The 19,322-nt window shown below is 36.6% G+C and carries 16 protein-coding genes; 14 read left to right on the forward strand and 2 right to left on the reverse strand.

The genetic code is table 11. The features are described 5' to 3' along the window. Positions 1–130 precede the first annotated feature (130 nt). The 13 genes from Q4Q55_RS02430 to Q4Q55_RS02490 all read left to right on the forward strand — a co-directional run bounded on the left by Q4Q55_RS02430 (position 131) and on the right by Q4Q55_RS02490 (position 16,293). A complete protein-coding gene (locus Q4Q55_RS02430) occupies positions 131–2,773 on the forward strand; it encodes a CDP-glycerol glycerophosphotransferase family protein (RefSeq protein WP_303371227.1) in 2,643 nt (880 codons plus the stop codon). A 10-nt stretch (positions 2,774–2,783) separates the two neighbouring features. Next, a complete protein-coding gene (locus Q4Q55_RS02435) occupies positions 2,784–3,209 on the forward strand; it encodes a universal stress protein (protein ID WP_303371228.1) in 426 nt (141 codons plus the stop codon). A gap of 15 nt (positions 3,210–3,224) precedes the next feature. Beyond that, positions 3,225–3,617: a hypothetical protein gene (locus Q4Q55_RS02440; RefSeq protein WP_303371229.1), complete on the forward strand. Its 393-nt coding sequence runs from the start codon at positions 3,225–3,227 to the stop codon at positions 3,615–3,617. Positions 3,618–3,806: 189 nt separating this feature from the next. Then, a complete protein-coding gene (locus tag Q4Q55_RS02445; protein WP_303371230.1) occupies positions 3,807–4,637 on the forward strand; it encodes an amino acid ABC transporter substrate-binding protein in 831 nt (276 codons plus the stop codon). 33 nt (positions 4,638–4,670) lie between these two features. Continuing rightward, positions 4,671–5,321 carry an amino acid ABC transporter permease gene (locus tag Q4Q55_RS02450; RefSeq protein WP_303371231.1) on the forward strand — a complete coding sequence of 217 codons (651 nt, stop codon included), beginning with the start codon at positions 4,671–4,673 and terminating at the stop codon, positions 5,319–5,321. Between the two features lie 15 nt (positions 5,322–5,336). Then, positions 5,337–6,020, forward strand: coding sequence for an amino acid ABC transporter ATP-binding protein (locus Q4Q55_RS02455; protein WP_303371232.1), 684 nt, complete (start codon positions 5,337–5,339; stop codon positions 6,018–6,020). Positions 6,021–6,154: 134 nt separating this feature from the next. Next, positions 6,155–6,826 carry a zinc ribbon domain-containing protein gene (locus Q4Q55_RS02460; protein ID WP_303371233.1) on the forward strand — a complete coding sequence of 224 codons (672 nt, stop codon included), beginning with the start codon at positions 6,155–6,157 and terminating at the stop codon, positions 6,824–6,826. 153 nt (positions 6,827–6,979) lie between these two features. Then, complete coding sequence (locus Q4Q55_RS02465; protein WP_303371234.1) at positions 6,980–9,652, forward strand: DUF1919 domain-containing protein; 2,673 nt, start codon at positions 6,980–6,982, stop codon at positions 9,650–9,652. A 17-nt stretch (positions 9,653–9,669) separates the two neighbouring features. Next, positions 9,670–10,602 (forward strand): hypothetical protein, encoded by a 933-nt coding sequence (locus tag Q4Q55_RS02470; RefSeq protein WP_303371235.1) that lies wholly within the window; start codon positions 9,670–9,672, stop codon positions 10,600–10,602. Between the two features lie 9 nt (positions 10,603–10,611). Further along, complete coding sequence (locus tag Q4Q55_RS02475; protein WP_303371236.1) at positions 10,612–12,291, forward strand: glycosyltransferase; 1,680 nt, start codon at positions 10,612–10,614, stop codon at positions 12,289–12,291. Positions 12,292–12,306: 15 nt separating this feature from the next. After that, positions 12,307–14,106, forward strand: coding sequence for a glycosyltransferase (locus Q4Q55_RS02480; RefSeq protein ID WP_303371237.1), 1,800 nt, complete (start codon positions 12,307–12,309; stop codon positions 14,104–14,106). A 17-nt stretch (positions 14,107–14,123) separates the two neighbouring features. Then, on the forward strand, positions 14,124–15,329 hold the full coding sequence (locus Q4Q55_RS02485; protein ID WP_303371238.1) for an ATP-grasp fold amidoligase family protein: 1,206 nt from the start codon (positions 14,124–14,126) through the stop codon (positions 15,327–15,329). 1 nt (position 15,330) lies between these two features. Next, positions 15,331–16,293 (forward strand): glycosyltransferase family 2 protein, encoded by a 963-nt coding sequence (locus Q4Q55_RS02490; protein ID WP_303371239.1) that lies wholly within the window; start codon positions 15,331–15,333, stop codon positions 16,291–16,293. A gap of 10 nt (positions 16,294–16,303) precedes the next feature. Here Q4Q55_RS02490 and Q4Q55_RS02495 read toward each other — a convergent pair whose 3' ends face one another. Both Q4Q55_RS02495 and Q4Q55_RS02500 read right to left on the reverse strand, forming a co-directional pair. Continuing rightward, on the reverse strand, positions 16,304–17,548 hold the full coding sequence (locus tag Q4Q55_RS02495) for a hypothetical protein (RefSeq protein WP_303371240.1): 1,245 nt from the start codon (positions 17,546–17,548) through the stop codon (positions 16,304–16,306). 150 nt (positions 17,549–17,698) lie between these two features. After that, positions 17,699–18,574 carry a hypothetical protein gene (locus Q4Q55_RS02500; protein WP_303371241.1) on the reverse strand — a complete coding sequence of 292 codons (876 nt, stop codon included), beginning with the start codon at positions 18,572–18,574 and terminating at the stop codon, positions 17,699–17,701. Positions 18,575–18,859: 285 nt separating this feature from the next. On the opposite strand from Q4Q55_RS02500, the gene Q4Q55_RS02505 reads away from it, so the two are divergent. Then, positions 18,860–19,318 carry a flavodoxin gene (locus Q4Q55_RS02505; protein WP_303371242.1) on the forward strand — a complete coding sequence of 153 codons (459 nt, stop codon included), beginning with the start codon at positions 18,860–18,862 and terminating at the stop codon, positions 19,316–19,318. Positions 19,319–19,322 lie beyond the last annotated feature (4 nt).

The raw sequence follows: 19,322 nt of genomic DNA on the forward strand, positions 1-19,322 counted from the left end.
TATTGGAACATAAAAAATGAAAAAGAAAAAAATCACACAAGTTTTTGAAAGTGCCAGAAATATGTAGTTAATTTTATTAAAGTAGTTAACGATATATTATAATAGTATTAAATATTATCGTGGTGATTTAGTGAAAAGTTTCAAATTTTCAATTATTATACCTATTGATAACGTTGAAAATATAATTGATAATTCCATTAAACAGATTTTAAACCAATCCATTAACTTTGAAGATAATATTCAGATAATCTTTGTAAACGATAATTGTGAAGACGATTCGCTTTCAGTATGCAGACAGTATCAGCAATCCTATCCGGAAAACATCATAATTACAGACGGTTCAATCAACGAGGCACTGAAGCTAATTAAGGGAGAATATGTGAGTTTCCTCAATATATGGGATAAGATAACTGACAATACGCTTAAGAAAGTTTATTCCTTCTTTTCCAATAACGACTCTGTTGATATAGTCACAATTCCAATGTTCATGCTTGAGGGAAACAACAGACCACATGAACTGAACGAAAAATTCACGCAGAGGGAGGAAATCATTGACCTGACTGAAAGTCCATCCTATGTTCATCCGTACCTGAATGCATCTTTCATAAGAAGGCAAATCGTTCAGGAATATGAATTCAATGAGGAGCTCATAGTCAAGAAAGGCTCATTTTACTTAAATAAGATTCTTATAAACCATCCGAAATACGCCCTTTTAAACGACGGCGCCAAGTATTACTACATTGCACCTTCCGAGCAGGTTCAAATCAACATCAATAAGGATGAGAACAAAAGGCAGTATCTGGATAACTTTTTTTATGTCTACTGCAGTGAAATGATAGACTATTCAATCGAAAAGTGCGGAGATGTTCCAAAATTCATACAGTTTTTACTTGTATATGAGATAAGTAAGATTGGAATGCCGAAGGAGCTTTCGGATGTATACACTCAGGATGAGGCAGCCGATTTAATCAGAAAATTCAGGGAGATACTCTCATACATTGATGAGAAAACCATACTCGAGACAGATCCTTTGAATTTCTCGAAAAGGAATTTCCTAATGTATCTCAAAAAGGGCAACTTCAACGTTGAAGTCGACGCCAACAACCATATCCTCATCAAGACAGGAGACCATCTGGTGAATGATTTGGAACTTAAAACTCTCAGACTTGATTACGTTGAGCGAAAACAGGGCAGACTGAATATTTTGGGATTCTACAGAAGCTCATGTGACAAGGAGTTCATCGATGTTGAGGTCATAAAGGAAAATGAGGACAAAACCCGTGAAGTTTACAAGGGAATATACAATGATTACGAGACATACCGGCCAAACGTCAAGTTCCTGGATGAGATTTGGGAGTACATGTACAACTTTGACGTATACATTCCTTTCAGAGAGGATGAGAACTTCACAGTCACATTCAATGTAATATATGAGGAAAACGGAAAGAGGGTCAAGTTCGAGCCGCCTCTGAGTTTTGGAACATACTGCAACCTGTCAAGATACAGCCATTACTTCAAGTCCGGCGAAAAGATAGTTGCATACACAAACAACAACATTGTCGTTTATCCGTATTCAACCAAAAACATGCTCAGGAATGAATTCCATTCCGTCATGAAGATATTTACCACTTCAAGAAGACCTCAATTCATGTACAGCATATTCATAAGGTTCTGGTATTTGCTTGCATATCCGTTTTTGAGAAACAAGCGCATATGGCTTTTCAGCGACAGGCCTACACATGCCGATGACAATGCAAAGCACCTCTTCCAGTATGCGATTGAACAGGACGACGGCATCGATAAGTACTTCGTAGTCCAAAGGGATGTTCCCGATTACAAGGACATGAAAAAGATAAGCAAAAACGTTCTTGCTTTCAAATCCCTGAAAAATAAGATTTATTACCTTTACGCTGAAAAAATCATAGTAAGCCATATTATCGACAAGTTCGCACATCCTCTGGCTTACAGAAATAAGGTGCTCTACAGCGGACTAGCAAATTCTGACAAGTACTTCCTGCAGCATGGAGTCATTGAAGGGGACCTCTCAGACAGGCTGAGCAAGCCAATGAGGAATCTGTCAATGTTTCTGACAAGCGCCGATTTGGAGAGAAAATCTATTGTAGAAAATCACTGCTACAATTTTGATCCTCACAGGGTTCCTGCCCTGGGACTTCCAAGATTCGACACCCTGACAAATGAGAATGTTGAAAAGCAGATTCTTCTGATTCCGACATGGAGGTCATACATTAAGGGAGAAGAATCATTGCTCACCTCAGAGTATTACTTAAAGCTTAAAAATATTTTAAACGATGAAAGATTGTTGGATAAGATGAGGAAAACCGGATATAGGCTGGTGTTCAAGCTTCACCCTGAGATGTATCCATATGCCGAATACTTTGAAAACGACCATGATGAGGTTGTCATATCAACAGGCGAACACTATCAGGATTTCTTCAACAAATCTTCACTCATGATTACCGACTACTCGACTGTGGCCTTCGACTTTGCATATCTTAAAAAACCGTTGATATACTACCAGTATGCCGATGAATATCACTATGATAAGGGATATTTCGATTTTGAAACTTTAGGTTTCGGAGATGTAATCAAAGGAGAGGACGAGTTGATAGACAGAATTATTGAATATATTGATGCGGGATGTAAGATGGATGAAAAATATGTTAATAGAGTTGATTCATTCTTCAAATTCCCTGATGACAAAAATACTAGAAAACGTGTATACGAATGGATTTTAAACGATAAAACAAATTAAAGGTGTAATGATGTATAGAAAAATTCTACTTCCAACCGACGGATCAGGTTATGCAGAAGATGAAGTTAAAAGAGCAACCAAACTTCTCAGTGAAGGCGGTGAAATAATAGTCCTGTCCGTTGCAGGCAAGCTGACATCATCTGCTTTCCAGTCAAGGTCAAATGTTAAGAAAGTTAACAGAGGCCTTTATCAGGAAGCTGAGGAAAATGTTGAACACATGAAAGACCTTTTTGATGAATCAGTCAATGTTAGGGGAATGGTTGTCGTCGGATTTCCGGCAGAAACCATCAAAAAGGTTGCAGAAGAGGAAAAAGTTGACCTGATTATTATCTCAGCATCAGGTAAAAGCGGCCTTCACAGGTTCGTCCTTGGAAGCGTTGCCGAAAAGGTATTGAAAAATTCTGAAATCGATGTGTTGCTGGTGCCTAACAAGTAAAAGTGGTGTGAATTTATGGATACGAAAAAGGTTATAATTGCAGTTGTGGTTATCTTGCTGATAGCTATCGGCGCATTTGCTTTCATTTCTGCCAATTCCCATGACACTAAAATCGAACTGACAAGCAACAGGACCCTGAAAAATGGGGATGCCATGACATTTGTTCTTAAGGATAACTACAGAAATGTTTATCCAAATCAGGTCATTGACGTTAAGATTTTAGATGATTCAGGATGGGCGACCAAGTATAATGCAACAACCGATGAGAACGGTCAGGCAAGTGTCATCATAATGGCTTTGGATAACGGTAATTATACTGTTCATTCAACATTCAACGGAACACTGTTCCTGTCAAAGTCAAAATCTGTAAATGATTTGGAAATTAATGATGGCCTTGAAAGTTATTGAAAGTTTCAACAAAAACTTTTAATTTATTCTTTTTTTATAATAATATTCAATATTTCTGTTTTTTGTTTAATTTAGTGATTAGCTTATTTTAAAAAAATGAATAAAAATACATAAATATATCTAAAAATATACAATATTATGTAGATTATTTTCTACTAAAATATAGTTATAACTATTTGGTGTTTTAAAATGAATAAAAAGATAGGTTTTATTTTAGCTTTAGTCCTCGTATCTTTAATGATGGTAGGATCTGTAAGCGCAGGTTTATTTGACTTTTTGGGCGGAAACAATACTAATCAAACCGCAAACGATGAAAATACTTTCATCGTAGGATTTGATGCAGAATTCCCTCCATACGGATATAAAGACGACAGTGGAAACTACACTGGTTTCGACTTAGACTTGGCGAAAGAAGTTTGTGAAAGAAACAACTGGACCTTCAAGGCTCAACCAATTGATTGGGATGCAAAAGACGCTGAATTAAGTTCCGGATCCATCGACTGTATTTGGAACGGATTCACTATCGACGGAAGAGAAAACGACTACACCTGGTCCAACGCATATTTCGACAACAAACAGATATTTGTTGTAAAATCAGATTCAAACATTACTAGCATTTCAGATTTATCTGGAAAAACTGTAGAAACACAAAAAGACTCCTCAGCATTAGCTGCTCTTAACGGAGACAACAAAACTATCAAAGACACATTCGCTACCTTAACTGAAGTGGCTGACTATAACACCGCATTCATGGACCTTGAATCCGGTGCATGTGATGCAGTGGCTATGGATATCGGTGTTGCAGAATACGACATCAAAAACAAAAATGATTCTGCCGCTGACTTTGAAATATTGAATGAATCTATTACAACCGAAAAATATGGTATCGGATTCAAACAAGGCAATGACGCATTGAAAGACAAAGTACAAGCTACTTTGGATGAAATGTTCAAAGATGGTACCGTAACCAAAATCGCACAAAAATACGGTATCTCTGAAGATGCTTTAATCCAACCATAAGTTAATTAGTTAAAAGAGGGGAGAATTAGTTATATGATATTAAGTACAGTAATTGAACAATTGCTTGGAGGTATGGTTACTTCCATAGAAATTTTCTTGCTTACTTTATTATTCTCTCTTCCTCTCGGTTTAGTCGTGGCCGGGGGAAGAATGAGTAATTTTGCACCGTTGAGGTGGATTGCAAAGATTTACATTTCTATCATGAGAGGCACACCATTAATGTTACAGTTAATTGTTGTGTTCTTCGGACCATACTACCTATTCGGAATGAGTCTTTCCAGTGATTATAGATTTATTGCTGTAATTATTGCATTTACAATTAATTATGCGGCTTATTTCGCTGAAATTTATAGGGGTGGAATTGAATCCATTAACAGCGGACAATATGAGGCTGCTCAGGTATTGGGTTATAGTAAAATTGAAACATTCTTTATTATAATACTGCCTCAGGTAATTAAAGTGGTTCTTCCTTCAGTTACTAATGAAGTAATTACTCTTGTTAAGGACACTTCACTTTCATTTGTTATTGCAATTCCGGAAATGTTTACAGTAGCCAAACAGATTGCAGCAGCAGATGCATCAATTGCCGCATTGCTGGTTGCAGGTGTATTCTATTACATATTCAACATACTTGTTGCCTTTGTAATGGAACGCATAGAAAAAAGACTTGATTATTATGAATAGAGGAGGAATATTAAAATGAGTTTGCTTGAAGTCAGAAATCTTAAAAAAAGCTTTAATGATAATGTAGTTCTAAAGGATATTTCTCTTAATGTCGAAAAGGGTGAAGTCTTGGCCATTATAGGACCGTCCGGTTCAGGCAAATCAACATTGCTCAGATGCATAACAGACCTAGAACAGGAAGACAGTGGAGTGATAGATTTCGATGGTACTTTCGGATTGGTTTTCCAGAACTTCAATCTGTTCCCGCACCATTCAGTAATGAAAAACATTACAAATGCACCTATCAAAGTGCAGAAAAGAGACAAAAGCGAAGTGTTCGCTCATGCCCGTGACATTTTAAAGAAGATGGGCCTTGAAGACAAGGAGGATGCCTATCCTTGCGAACTTTCAGGAGGCCAGCAACAACGTGTATCAATTGCAAGGGCTCTGGCGATGAACCCGGACATACTGTTTTTCGATGAACCGACATCAGCACTCGATCCTGAACTGACAGGTGAGATTCTTGAAGTCATAAGGGAGCTTGCAGCTGAAAAAATGACAATGGTAATCGTCACACACGAAATGGCATTCGCCCGTAATGTGGCAGACACCATCATATTCATGGATGGAGGAGTCATTGTTGAAGAGGGTTCTCCCGAAGAGGTTTTCTCATCCGACAATCAGAGGATGAAAGACTTTTTAGGCAAATTTTACGACTGAAGATATTCATTTATCTTTAAACTTTTTTTCTTATTTTCCAGTTTAATGTTCACGCTAAAATTAAATAACTTTATTTAATATTGTGAATAAAATATTATTAAACAAATATATTTTTGAAGGGGTTGTATTATCTTATGATATGTCCTAGTTGTAATACTGAAAATAACGAAGGTGCAAAATTTTGCAAAAAATGTGGTAACCCTCTCGAAAAGAGGGCAGTTAGTCATCAGAACATGATTAACTCAATGAACAAAGATAAGAAAGACAATACTAAGATTATTATCGCTGCATTAATTGTAATAGTCGTCGTTTTGGCCGGTGCTTTCATATACCTTCAGGGATTCGGCAGCTCACAGGAAAACAGTGAATCTTCCCAGAGTGACGCTTCAAGTTCCGTTTCTCAAGCAGACAACAATAATACTGCAACTGCCTCACAGGCTTCAAGTTCATCAAATTCACCTAAAACAGCTACACCTACATCAACTTCAATGAAGATACAGGGTGGAAGTTTCTATACCGGAAGTGAATTGAGTGACTTGACATATGCAAGTATTTATGTAGGTAAGGAAAATGCTGGAAAATCTGTTATTGTCCAGATATGGTACAGCAGAGACGGTTCAACTCTAAACCATGGAAATATGGTGCCTGCTACCGTTCACTCAGATGGATATCTAGAAATATCAAGTGCAGATGCATATTCATATTATCCGGATTATGCTACAATTAATCTCTACGACAGCAATTCAAATCTTATGGATACACAAAGTGTTTCATTATCCCCATCCAGCGGTACTCAAACATTCTAGTTGAGTACTACTTTTTTTATTTTTTTTAATTTAAAATAACTATTTTTTGATAATTTCAAGGATATATTTATATTGATTGATTTAAATATTATTTAATAAGACTAATTATAGTTTAAGGGATTGTTACAAAATTTTAAAGTGGGATAGGAAAATATGTATGGAAAAATAATTGTTGTTGCAGATAATGTAAATTCTTGTTTTAATGTGGATTTGTTGAATGAGGAAATCCGTAAAAATCGTCTACAAGTCGTTGGAGTATTGTTCAATGAAATAAATCTCGATGCCGATAATGTTAAGGTTTTCAAATCATTTGAAGAAATTAAAGATATTGAATTTGACTATTTCATAACACTGAGAAGCGATAAAAAGGTATATGATGAAATAATTGATGAACATCACTTCAAACAGAAGATTATTCCTGCCCATGCATTCAAAGTAAATCATTTTGATTTCAGGGATTATATAATGCTCCTTGATAACGTTCCGTCAGTTATTTGTAACAACCATTGGGGAGGCCTCCTATTCAATAGATTGGGATTAAGATACAATTCCCCTTTTGTCAATACTAAGATATCCTCTGAAGATTTCATTAGGCTTGCTCAAAACTTTGACCATTACATGAGTCAGGAACTGAAACAGGTGAAAAGTGAAGAGAAATATCCCATTGCAAAGTTGGATGACATTCTTATTAATTTCGATACCTATGACAGTTTCAAGGATGCCAAAAACGATTGGGATAGAAGAAAACAAAGAATCAATTATGACAATCTTGTTTTTGAAGCAATAATTGAGGACATTGATGTTGCACGGCAGTTTGATTCATTGGACTTATCTAAAAGGCTTTGTTTCTGTCCTGAAAGTTTAAGTGACAGATGCATAGACTTCACCTATCTGAGTAAAGGCAACTATGACAAGAGCTGCAATGAAACGGCATTTGAATTTTTCCCGCTGTTCAATCTGATTGACCTGCTTTTGCACTTCAGCCCGGAAACATGGTATTCTTCATTAAGCAAAAACAATTATGAGGGTTATCTCAACTATGTAAATTCCGAATACGGTCAAATCGAACTTAGAAGATTTGCTGATTTGGATGACAGCGTCAGATGGGAACTGGATGATAAGATTGAAGCGTATAAATTCGTGGATGATTATGGTGTAGTTCATCCAAAAATCATTGACCGATTTGAAGATGTTGAAAAGTTGAGGGCTCTGAAGAATAATGGGGAATTGCCTGACAGGTTCGTGTTAAAAATTTCAAACAGGTCTACAGCAAAGGGCGTGCTGCTTTTAGACAAAATCGATGATACTCTATACTTTGAAAACTTCACTTCAAGAATGCTGAACATCAATGGAATCATAGGCGAAGAGAAAAAAGTAGAATCCAAAAAGGTCAGGGTATTGAGAAGCACATACTTCTTCATTGAGGAATTGATTGAAAATTTCATTCCGGATTATACCATACCCTATGACTATAAGGTTTTCTGCGTTAACGGAATACCTAAGTTGATTGTTCAGGTTTCAAGAAACGTCGGACACATGGAAGTCGCACTGTTTGACGGCAATTTCATTCCATTAAGGGAAGGTATCGACTGGTTTTTAAAACCGAACAAGGCCGATTTGGCCATTCCTATAATTCCGCCATCCGCATGCGAAATAATAAGCCAATCAATAAAGATAGCTAAGGAATCCGATCCGAAACAGGTGAGGATCGATTGGTTTGACGATGGTGAAAAGCCAGTATTCGGCGAATTCACTTTCTGTTCAGGTTCATCATTCACCGGTACTTTTACTCTGCCGAAGGACATGTGGGATAATATTGACAGGACACATGATGAGGAATATTATGTGGACTATCCCAGAAAAGGTTACAGCATAGATTCTAAAAGGTTGCATGAGGTTGCAGGCATTGGCCTGAAGCATAGGACAAGAGAATACATGGAGCTGCTTCAAAGATCCAGCCAGGGTAATGTGAAAGCCATGCGCCAGATGGTTGCATATTTCAACAAGCTTTCAAAGCGTGAGAAAAACAAATCCCGAAAGTTATTGTATGCTCACCTTGAAACCGCCTGGGAAGAAGTGTTGTCACAGCAAAATCCACATTATACAGAGGGAATATGTAGAAAGGTGGATTATAATTATGGTTTCATTCAATCAAAAACAGATTATTTCACAAATAGAGTTAATGAGACTAGAGAATCATTGTATATAAGTGCTCAAAAGAGCAGTTGGTATAGGGACAAATACTATAGGTTCTTGTTTAATTTCTGCAGAGAGGAATTTGACCTGTCAAATGAAACCTTTAAACAGCAAATCAATGCCCTTCCTAAAATAAGCTATGATGATGTTGTCATATTGTCCCGTGAGGCCGAAAAGAATATCAAAAACAAAAGAAAATTGCTTCCTGTCAATGGAGTCAATTGGAGAAAATATACTTATCTGTTTGCCAAGTGCATTTTAAATCCGAATGAAAACATATTGGCTCTTCCTGTTGAGCTGCCCCCTGATCAGGGCGGAAATCATATTGATGAGGACATTCCAAAAGCGGATTATATTGCATTGGTTAGTGAGTTGGTTGATTTTGTTGATGCGAAAGGTTACTTGCCTAACAATCTATTGTACAAGGGCTATAAAATCAAACCGTTTTTATATTGCTATGAATTTGCAAGGATATTGAACTATTATGATGAAAATGGCAGCCTTCCTGATTCCTGGAACTTCAACTCTAATGTCTATGAAGTTAAAAAGCAAGAGAAAAAAGAGAAAGCCGAACAAGAAACACCTTCCGCGAAAGCAGGACTTTTAAGTAAAATTAAAAATAAATTATGATAATCGAGGTTATATGAATGGTTAATGTTTCTGTTGTTATTGCTAATTACAAAAAACAAGATGGCTCTTTGGATTGCATCTTAAGTCAATCCATGAAGGATATTGAAGTTATATTTCCAGTTCCTGAATGTGATAAGGATTCATTGAATGAACTGAAGGAAATTGCCAAGGAAGATAACCGTATTAAAATCGTTAAATTTGATACTTACCAAAAGGTCGTTCCATTGGACGTGGTATTATGCAACGCTTGCGGCGAATTTGTATACTTCTTCACTCCCGGCGAAAGTATCACAGAAAATGTGCTTGAAGAGTTATACGACAATGCAGCTTTCAATGAATCTGATATTGTTTTATTCAAGGTGTTCGATGATAATGCAAATGAATATTACATGGATTTAAGCGAAAGTTTAAGTGATGATGCTGTTTTTGATTTTAACCAGATAAGAGAATGCATTTTTAAACCGCCATTCATATTAAGTTCAAAACTGTATAAAAAGGAATTTTTAAAGGAAAACGGGTTTAAATTTGATAAGTCAACTGAGTTTTATGATATAATTTTCCATATGCATACATTAATCAAAGCTGAAAGGATATCATATTGCGATAGTGCTGTGTTAAATCACAATTTCGAATGCTCTAATTTAGTTGAAAATTCAAATGGAAATGAAATGGACATCTTTTATACAAATGACCATGTGGAATCTGTATTCAAAAAGGAAAGAATGTTCATTCCTTTTGAAATAGAGCTGAATGACTTTTTAATGAGAAGTGTGGACTGGTTTTTAATATCTTCAGGCTCTCCAGAGTATTATAAGAAAGCCAGAAGGCAATTTTCATTAATCAAATATGGGCTGGTTAAGATATTGCCTGAAGATTTGTTCGAGTTGTATAATCTTGTGATGGATAACAAATCCTATGACAAGTTCAAGCAAGTGTATAAGTCCCAATGAGGTTTTCAAATGTCTTTATTAAATAGGGTAAAACAGAAAATATTGAACAGCAGCGACATGTTTGTATTTTATAGGGATAATTATAAATCTGCAACTCAAAAATCAAAGAAATTGGAAAATTCCATTAAGAAAAAGGATGATGAGATAAAAAAACTCAAATCAAAAAAGGATTCAAATGGTTTCGGCGATTTCGAGGGATTTCTGATAGACGCTTATACCTCACCTATCATACGATCACCTATCCCGGATAACTTCAGCTATTGTAAGGAATTCATGGACCAGGTGGCTGATTATCTGATTGCCAACCTTAAGAAGCTGGATGAGCTGCCATTGGTTTCAGTTATCATGCCGGTTTATAACAGAAAGGACGTTGTAATGAATGCAATTGAATCCGTTTTAAATCAGAGCTACTCTAATTTTGAATTGATTATTGTTGATGATGCAAGCAGTGACGGTTCACGTGAACTGTTGGAAGGCCTTAAGCATGATCAGATTAAAGTAATTTTATCAAACAGAAATGGGGGAAGTTCCAAAGCACGTAACATTGGTCTGAAACATGCAAAAGGAGAATATATTGCATATCTCGATTCGGATAATTTATGGCAAAAGGATTATTTGGCGGCCACAATAGGTGCTTTCGTTCAGTTGCCGGATGCCTATGGAGTCTATTCCGCTCAATATAAATATAAGACATACAATTCACCGCCTGTGGAGGTATTGTTCGGAACTTTAAATAAATCATTATTGCACAATGCCAACTTTATAGATTTAAATTCATTCGCACATAAAAGATGCGTGCTGGACACGGTCAAGGGTTTTGACGAATCATTAAACAAGGAAGTGGACTGGGATTTGATTTTAAGAATTAATTATCACTATAAGATATATTCTGTTCCGTTCCTGCAAACAAAATATTATATGGACATTGTGGACAACAGGGTGTCTGACGTGCTGAGAAAACAGACCAAGGCATTTGTTGTACGTGATAAGAATGCCAAGCTCTACACTCAAAAGGGCATTCTGAATAAAAAGGTAAGCATTGTCATACCTATTGTCGAGTCAAGGGAGAATATTGAAAATTGCATTATAGCGGTCAATGCGTTGGAGCTGGAAAATGTCGATATCATTGTTTCAAACAATAATTCGGATATTGATATTGGTGATTTGGCAAGATTTGGCGTGAAAGTTATTGACACCAACTCCAATGGAGGATTCAGTGATGCCATAAGCAATGCGGTTAAGGCAAGCGACAGGAATTCTGATATTCTGTTGCTGAGTAAAGATGCAAAGCTCACTGAAGGATCAGTTGAATCAATGCAGAAGCATGCATTAGATATACCTGACTGCGGATTGATTGTGCCTCAACAGCTTGTTCGTGATGATAAGATAAAAGTGCATGTTCCTCATGCAACTAGAATATTCTGGTGCGATATAGCAGCATCAAAACATTACAATACTGTCCACAGGGTTCCGCTTTTCCATGACGGCGAGCTTTTGGAATTGAACCTTGCAAGATTCTTCGCAACATACATAAAAAGGGATGTTCTGGAGGCATCCTGCGGATTTGATTTGGGCATCGAGGATTCTTATGGCGCAATGTATACGTTCAGTGAATATATAAGAAATTTCATGAACCTGAAGATTTATCATGTTTCAGAGATTATTGTTATCAGTAATATATTAGATTAAATGGGGTATTTTTTTATGGGATATAAGGATAAACTACTTTCAAAGACAAGTAAAAGCTATGCCTACTACAAAAATAGTGATAAAAGGCGCGATAAAAAAGAAAAGAAACTTAGAGAACAGATTCTAAATTTAAAAAAGACTTATCAATATGACTACTACTATGCTGATTTCGAAAATATACTTGCCAAATTTTACATCTCCCCGGTAGTGGCACTTCCGTTTACAATGGAGGACAAAAGATGCTTTTCTTTTATGGACCATTTGGCAAAGTATCTGAGAAGCACACTTCCTCATAAAAAACCGCTTGTCAGTGTAATATGTCCGGTTTACAACTACCAGAAGGAAGTTCTTGACATTGTGGAATCAGTAATAAATCAGACCTACACCAATTTTGAACTTATTGTCGTCGATGATGCAAGCAATGACAACACATTGGATGAACTTAAGCTTCTTGAAGACAAAAGGATTAGAGTGATTTCAAACGAAACACACATGGGATTGTCCTATTGCCGCAACATGGCTTTGGAAAAGGCCAAAGGGGAATACATATTCTACATAGATATGGATAACTTATGGTATGAGGAATACCTTGAGTCCATGATGGGAGCATTCATGCAGCTGGAGGATGCCGATGCAATATATTCCGGTCAGCTGATTTTCAAGGACAACTATAAGCAACTACAGGGAATAATATTTGGAGTCTACAACAAGAGCTTACTTTACAATAACAATTATATCTCACTTTCAGCATTCGCCCATAAAAAAAGCCTTGCAGATGAAATAAAATTCGACGAGACAATGAAAACCCAGGAGGACTGGCTTTTCATTTTGAATGTTGCAAAATATGCTAAGATGCACTCCATACCTATCATACTTTCAAGATTTTTAAATAAAGATAAGAGATTCAATAAAAGAAAAGGAGTCAATAACGCAATTGAGGATGCTGAAATTGAACTGGTTCATGAAAAGGTTGACAACAACATCTTCAAGGACTTTTCCCAGCAATATCAGTTGAACAAAAAAGTCAGCATCATCATTCCAAGCTTCAAATTGTTGACAGATCTGGAGCAGTGCATAGATGCAATACTGTCTTTCAATTCCCCATTCACAGACATTATTGTAGTTGACAACAATTCACAGGATGCCGTAAGGCAATACCTGAAGAAAATGTCTGATGATGGCAAAATCAAATACATTCAAAATGACATCAACTACGGATTCACTTATGCAATAGAGCAGGGAATTGACGTGGCCGATGAGGATTCGGATATTCTTCTTTTAAACAACGATGCAATCCTGACAAAAGGTTCACTTGAGGCAATGCAGTATTACGCATACAATATTGATGATGCGGGTATAATTGTGCCTCGTGAAGTATTATATGCAGGTGACGACAGGCTGAACACTCATGTTCCATATGGAAACCATGATTATGAATGTGACGTAACACCTTCAAGGGCGCATAAGAATATGATTAACATTCCATTGTTTTTCGATGGCGAAATATTGGAGCTTAACTTCGCGCCGTTCTTCTGCACATACATCAAAAGGGATGTTTATGACCAGAGCATAGGTTTTGATTCTGAATTCGGAAGGCATTACAGATCTGACAGGATATTCTGCAATTTCGTAAGGCACTTCTTAAAACTGAAACTCTATCAGATTTCAGATACAAAGGTATATCACAAGTCCAGAAAGGCGACTGCCAAATTGAAGGAAAGTAATGATTCATTTGATATCATGTTTGTCAAAAATCAATGGGAACCTGAATTGGGTGAGAAATTAGGATTTAAAAAACCGTATTGGGATGAATGAATTTAAAATGTGATTTTATGTCATTAATGGAAAAAATATTATCTAAAAGCAATAGCTATAATTATTATAAAAATAATTTTAAAAAACTGAACAGGGAAAATAAAAAGCTTAAAAAGCTCAATAAAGAAAATAGGATAGCTAAAATCAATCATGATTCTGCAAAAATTGAGCTTTCTAAAAAACAGAACCAAATCAGTTACCTGAAAAGAGGTTTGATAAACAGGGATAATGAAATCAACTTCCTTAAGAAAGATTTAAAAAACAAACAGACAATTATAAAAGAGCTCATCGATGAAAACGATGAGTTTGAAGAAGACAACGAATTATATAAGCAGCAGGAAATTGAACTCACAGAGATTAACAGACAGCAGAAAATGGAACTTGAAGATTTGAGAATTATGATTCCAAGGGAAGCTGCAAGAAAGTATTACTACAAAAAGGTCATGGGCAAGGAGCTCAATCTCGATGATCCTAAGGACTTCAACGAAAAAATCAACTGGCTGATTGTCAATAAGTATGGTGAAAGGGAAGGAAGATTAACCGATAAGGCTCTTGTCAAGGAAATCATAGCTGAAATGAACATTGACGGACTGATTATTCCTGAAACATACAGAACCTACACAGATGCCGATGACATTGACCTGGATGAACTTCCGGACAGGTTCGTATTGAAGAGCAATCACTACAGCGGCAGGGTGTACATATGCACAGACAAATCAGAATTTGACCTGGATGAAGCCAGAAAGGAATTGAATGAGCAGCTGAAGAAAAGCTTTACCGCAAAAACCCTGGAATATCATTACAACTACATCAAACCATGCATAATTGCCGAAGAGTATCTTGATGATAGTGAACATAAGATGCCTTTGGACTACAAGTTCTACTGCTTTGACGGAAAGGTTGACAATATAATGTTGTGTACAAACAGAGGCAAAAATCTGCTTCTGGATGACTATGATACCGAATGGAACCTGAGGAAATATTCATTTGACAATTTCACATCCGATGAGGAGAACGAAAAGCCGGATAATCTCGAGAAAATGGTTGAAATAGCTGAAAGATTAAGTGAAGGGCATACCTTTGTTAGGGTGGATTTGTATAATATCAACGGCAAGATATACTTTGGCGAACTGACATTCACCCCAGCTAACGGAATGATTGACCATTACACTCAGGAATCCCTGAATCTGCTTGGAAGCAAACTGATTTTACCTAAGGATTAACATGGTGAAAATATCTGTCATCCTGCCCGTTTACAACAGTGAAAAATACATTGAAAAAGCAATTGAAAGTGTATTGAATCAGTCATTAAGGGATTTTGAATTGATTGTTGTAAATGATGGCTCAACAGACAATACATTAAACATCATTGAGTCATTTACGGATTCAAGAATCAGGCTAATCAACCAGCAAAACATGGGTCCTGGTGCTGCCAGAAACAGTGCCCTTGATATTGCATCAGGGGAATATGTGATGTTTCTTGACTCTGATGACTGGTTTTGTGATGATGCTTTAAAGACAGCTTATGGCGAGGCAAAAAGCAGCAATACTGATGTTACTCTTTTTCAGATAATAAAATATGACGGTGAATTCAGCCAGAATGACTGGTTCAACCTCAACGATTTTGATGAGTCCTTTGAAAACAGAATCTTCAATCCCCATGAGTGTGGGGATTTTCTCTTTGAGATTTCTGTAAGCGCCTGCCAGAAGATTTTCAAAAGACAGTTTTTAAAAAGCATTGATGCCAGGTTTCCCGAAGGAATATATTTTGAGGACATGCCCTTTTTCTTCTATACATTTCTGAGTGCCGAAAGGGTATCAATAATTAAAAGGCATCTTTATGTCCGGCGAAAGCATCCCGGATCAATTACCGAGTCTGTCGACAGCAAGTTTCTCGACACTGTCGAGGCGGGCCAAATATTGATGGACATATTTATTGAAAATGGATGGTATGATGCATATCTCTTTGATCTGCTTGCCTTCAAAATCAATGGTCCCCGATATGCTTTAATGGGCATTGAAGAAAAATACAAAGAAAAGTTATATCTATTAATTAAAAAGGACTATGAAGCAATTAAATCAAGTCAATATTATGATGACTATCTTGAAAATTTGGGTCCGGTAAAAAGAAAATTCCTTCTGGATATATTGGATTCTAAAAATTACACTGATTTTAAAAAAAAGTAAAAATAAAGGTTTAAATTAAACCTTTTGCTGTGTGATGGGCAACCCATCCTCCGTAGAGGAACTGTTCGACAATCATGTATGATGAGTCACCGACACAGTACTTGACGTCATGGCTGGTCATGTACTCGGCAGGATATGCAAGTCCTTTGAAGCTTTTCGGTGAGAAATTGTCGTCCCATGCACGTTTAAGAAATGCCAGTTTTGTTATGTCATAGCGGTATGGAAGCATTCCCTGCGGGTTTGTCCATTGTTTTGTATAGAATGCTGTTGCAAGAACTGAATTGTGTTTCTTGATAAGTCCTCCGTAATAGTTGTAGCCCATTTCTTTTATTGTGGCTGCACACATTCCGTTATAGAACGGGAAGTAAACTGCATTTCTAACTTTATAGTAGTTCAGACTGTGTTGTTCCGGACCGATTCCCTTTAGGATAACTTTCCATCCTGCAATGCGTAGCTTGTTTGCAACATCATTGAGAAATGCTCTTGTAAAACCTCCGTCGGCATCAATCACCACAGTCCTGAGCTTGGTCTTGTAGGGATTTTTAATATATGTATATGACAGCTTGTTTGATCCCTTGCAGGATTTGATGTTTTCCTCTCCATAATAGAAGTACTTTACGTGGTGTATTCCTTTAGGCAGATAGATGGCAATGCTTGCCTGGCCTTTGGAATTGGTTTTTACAAAATAAACCTTTTTGTCCACCATGAACTTGACCTTGCGCCCTGAAAGGTTCATTCCGTCTCCCTTGAGGGTTACGGTAAATACTTGTCTTAATCCGGCATATCCTTTAAATGATGATGCCTTGATTGTGGACTTGGGTTTGGTAAGCAGGAATATCTTTTTGGAACCCTTGATTGTTTTATATCCGGTTTCATTAAAAGTGTAGGTTATTGTATATTTGCCTTTGGCATATTTTAAAGGCAATTTTGCTATTCCTTTACTGTCGGTGACGATTTTGGTATTCTTGTTTTTGACTTTGAAGTAAACAGTTTTGTTTGCGAGTTTCTTTCCTTTGTCGTCAAGAAGCTTGACGTCGAAAGTTTCCTTGGTGAGATAATTTGTCTTTTTGGAAATCTTTCCAAAGGAAGCTTTTTTAATTTCCACGGGAGTGTCATTTCCAGAACCGTTTCCATCGTCATTGACGCTTATAACTTCATTAACTTCATTATTGCTGATTATATCTTCAACGTCATCGGATATTCCCAATTCGGTTGAATTATCAATGTTTACTTCGCTTGCACTAACAGCACCCAATAAAAAAACTAGAACTAATACAAATAAAATAAGTGCTGATGTATTTTTAATCGAAATAAATTACACCTCCATATTGTATAACATTATATCAGATACATTATTTAAACCTTTTTAAAAAGAAAATGCTTTATTTGATATTGTAGTGACTATTCAACCGGTTAAAACTTCATTCCATACGAAGTCACTGCCGGCAAAATAGCTGATTAGAACTGATGTGAGACTAACTAAAACGAATATCAAAAACACGTCAAGTGGTGTAAACGCTAAAAACAGTACAAGCAATGCCGCTTCAGCTAAATAAAATATGGTTTTTGCGTTTTTTATATGGACATAGCTTAAAAATCCCAATATTATTGGGGTCAGGATTATTGCCAGGATAAAAAGTGTTGCGGTTGAAAGGCTTAAGATATCGCCAACCGGAAGGTGGAGTACCTCAACAAAGAGATACATCTCAAAGATTGTAAGGAAAAATCCCTGGACTGCACCACAGATTGCCTGTGATAATGTGTGTTTTTTTAAAAGCACCCTTGACCAGATTAAAACAGGATAGAGTATTCCGAATATTGCTCCGAAGGGTCCTAAAAGCAGAATCAATGCACCGACGGGTCCGCTTAAACCTGTAGTGTGAACGCTGATTTTCCATTTTAGGGTTATCAGCATCACAATGAATGTGTTTACCGCATAGCATAAAAGCAGGATTGTCAAAAAGTTATGGGCATTCAAAATCAGAGAAGTCAAAAATCCTATGAAATATGAAACGATTCCGACTATCAGTGGAACGAAACGGTCTGTCCTGTTTGAAATGTCCTTGTCGGTACCTAATTTTTTTGCCCAGAATACAATTATCGCCATAGGCAGGAGTGATGAAAAGACAAGTGAGATCAGCTCCAGTACAATGAATTTTGATATGTTGAATTGGCCTCCTTCAAATGAAAGCACAATGCTCATTATCAGAAATAACGGAATGCATATTATGGGTGGATTTGTCACGGTCGATATTGTATCGGCAATTTTTAATCTGTTCATATTAGATATATATAATATAATCAGCTAATAAGTTTTTTGAAGATTAATTTAAAATCATGTGATTTGATGTGGCCTTCACATGCTGTTTTTGAAAGTTAACGCATAGGGGGTGATGCTTCTTTTAATATTTTGCACCAGATTACCCGATAGCTTTAAAAAATCCTCGAATTCGATATAATATATGGATAATTTACATTAAATTTAAATTATTGTGAACATTTTAAAGTTGCAATTGCAATAGTTGTCAATGCAACATTTATATATGATGAGGATATAAGTATAATAATGAAATCATTAGTAGCTTATTATTCAAGAACAAACATTACAAAAAAGCTTGCCGAAAACATTGCAAGCAAAACTGACGCTGATATAGAAGAAATCATACCTAAAGTAAACTACCAGGGAAAAATGGGTTATGCACGCGGTGGAAAACATGCAATCCAGGAAAAAATCATAGACCTTGAACCCTTAAAATACAACCCGGAAGACTATGATGTTGTATATCTTGGAGCACCTGTATGGGCATCAAGAGCGGCAAATCCTCTGATTTCATACATCAAGGAAAATGAAGGAAAATTCTCCAATGTCAAGTTCTTCATGACCGCCGGAGGAAGCGGTTTTGAATCATCATTCAAACAGCTGGAAAAGGTAACATCACTTAAACCTCAGGCTACCCTGGAGCTGACAACCAAGGAAGTCAAGTCTGGAAACTACGACAGCAAATTATCTGATTTCATAGGGTAATTCT

It is taken from the genome of Methanobrevibacter sp., assembly GCF_030539555.1.
In the GTDB taxonomy this organism is placed as follows: Archaea; Methanobacteriota; Methanobacteria; order Methanobacteriales; family Methanobacteriaceae; genus Methanocatella.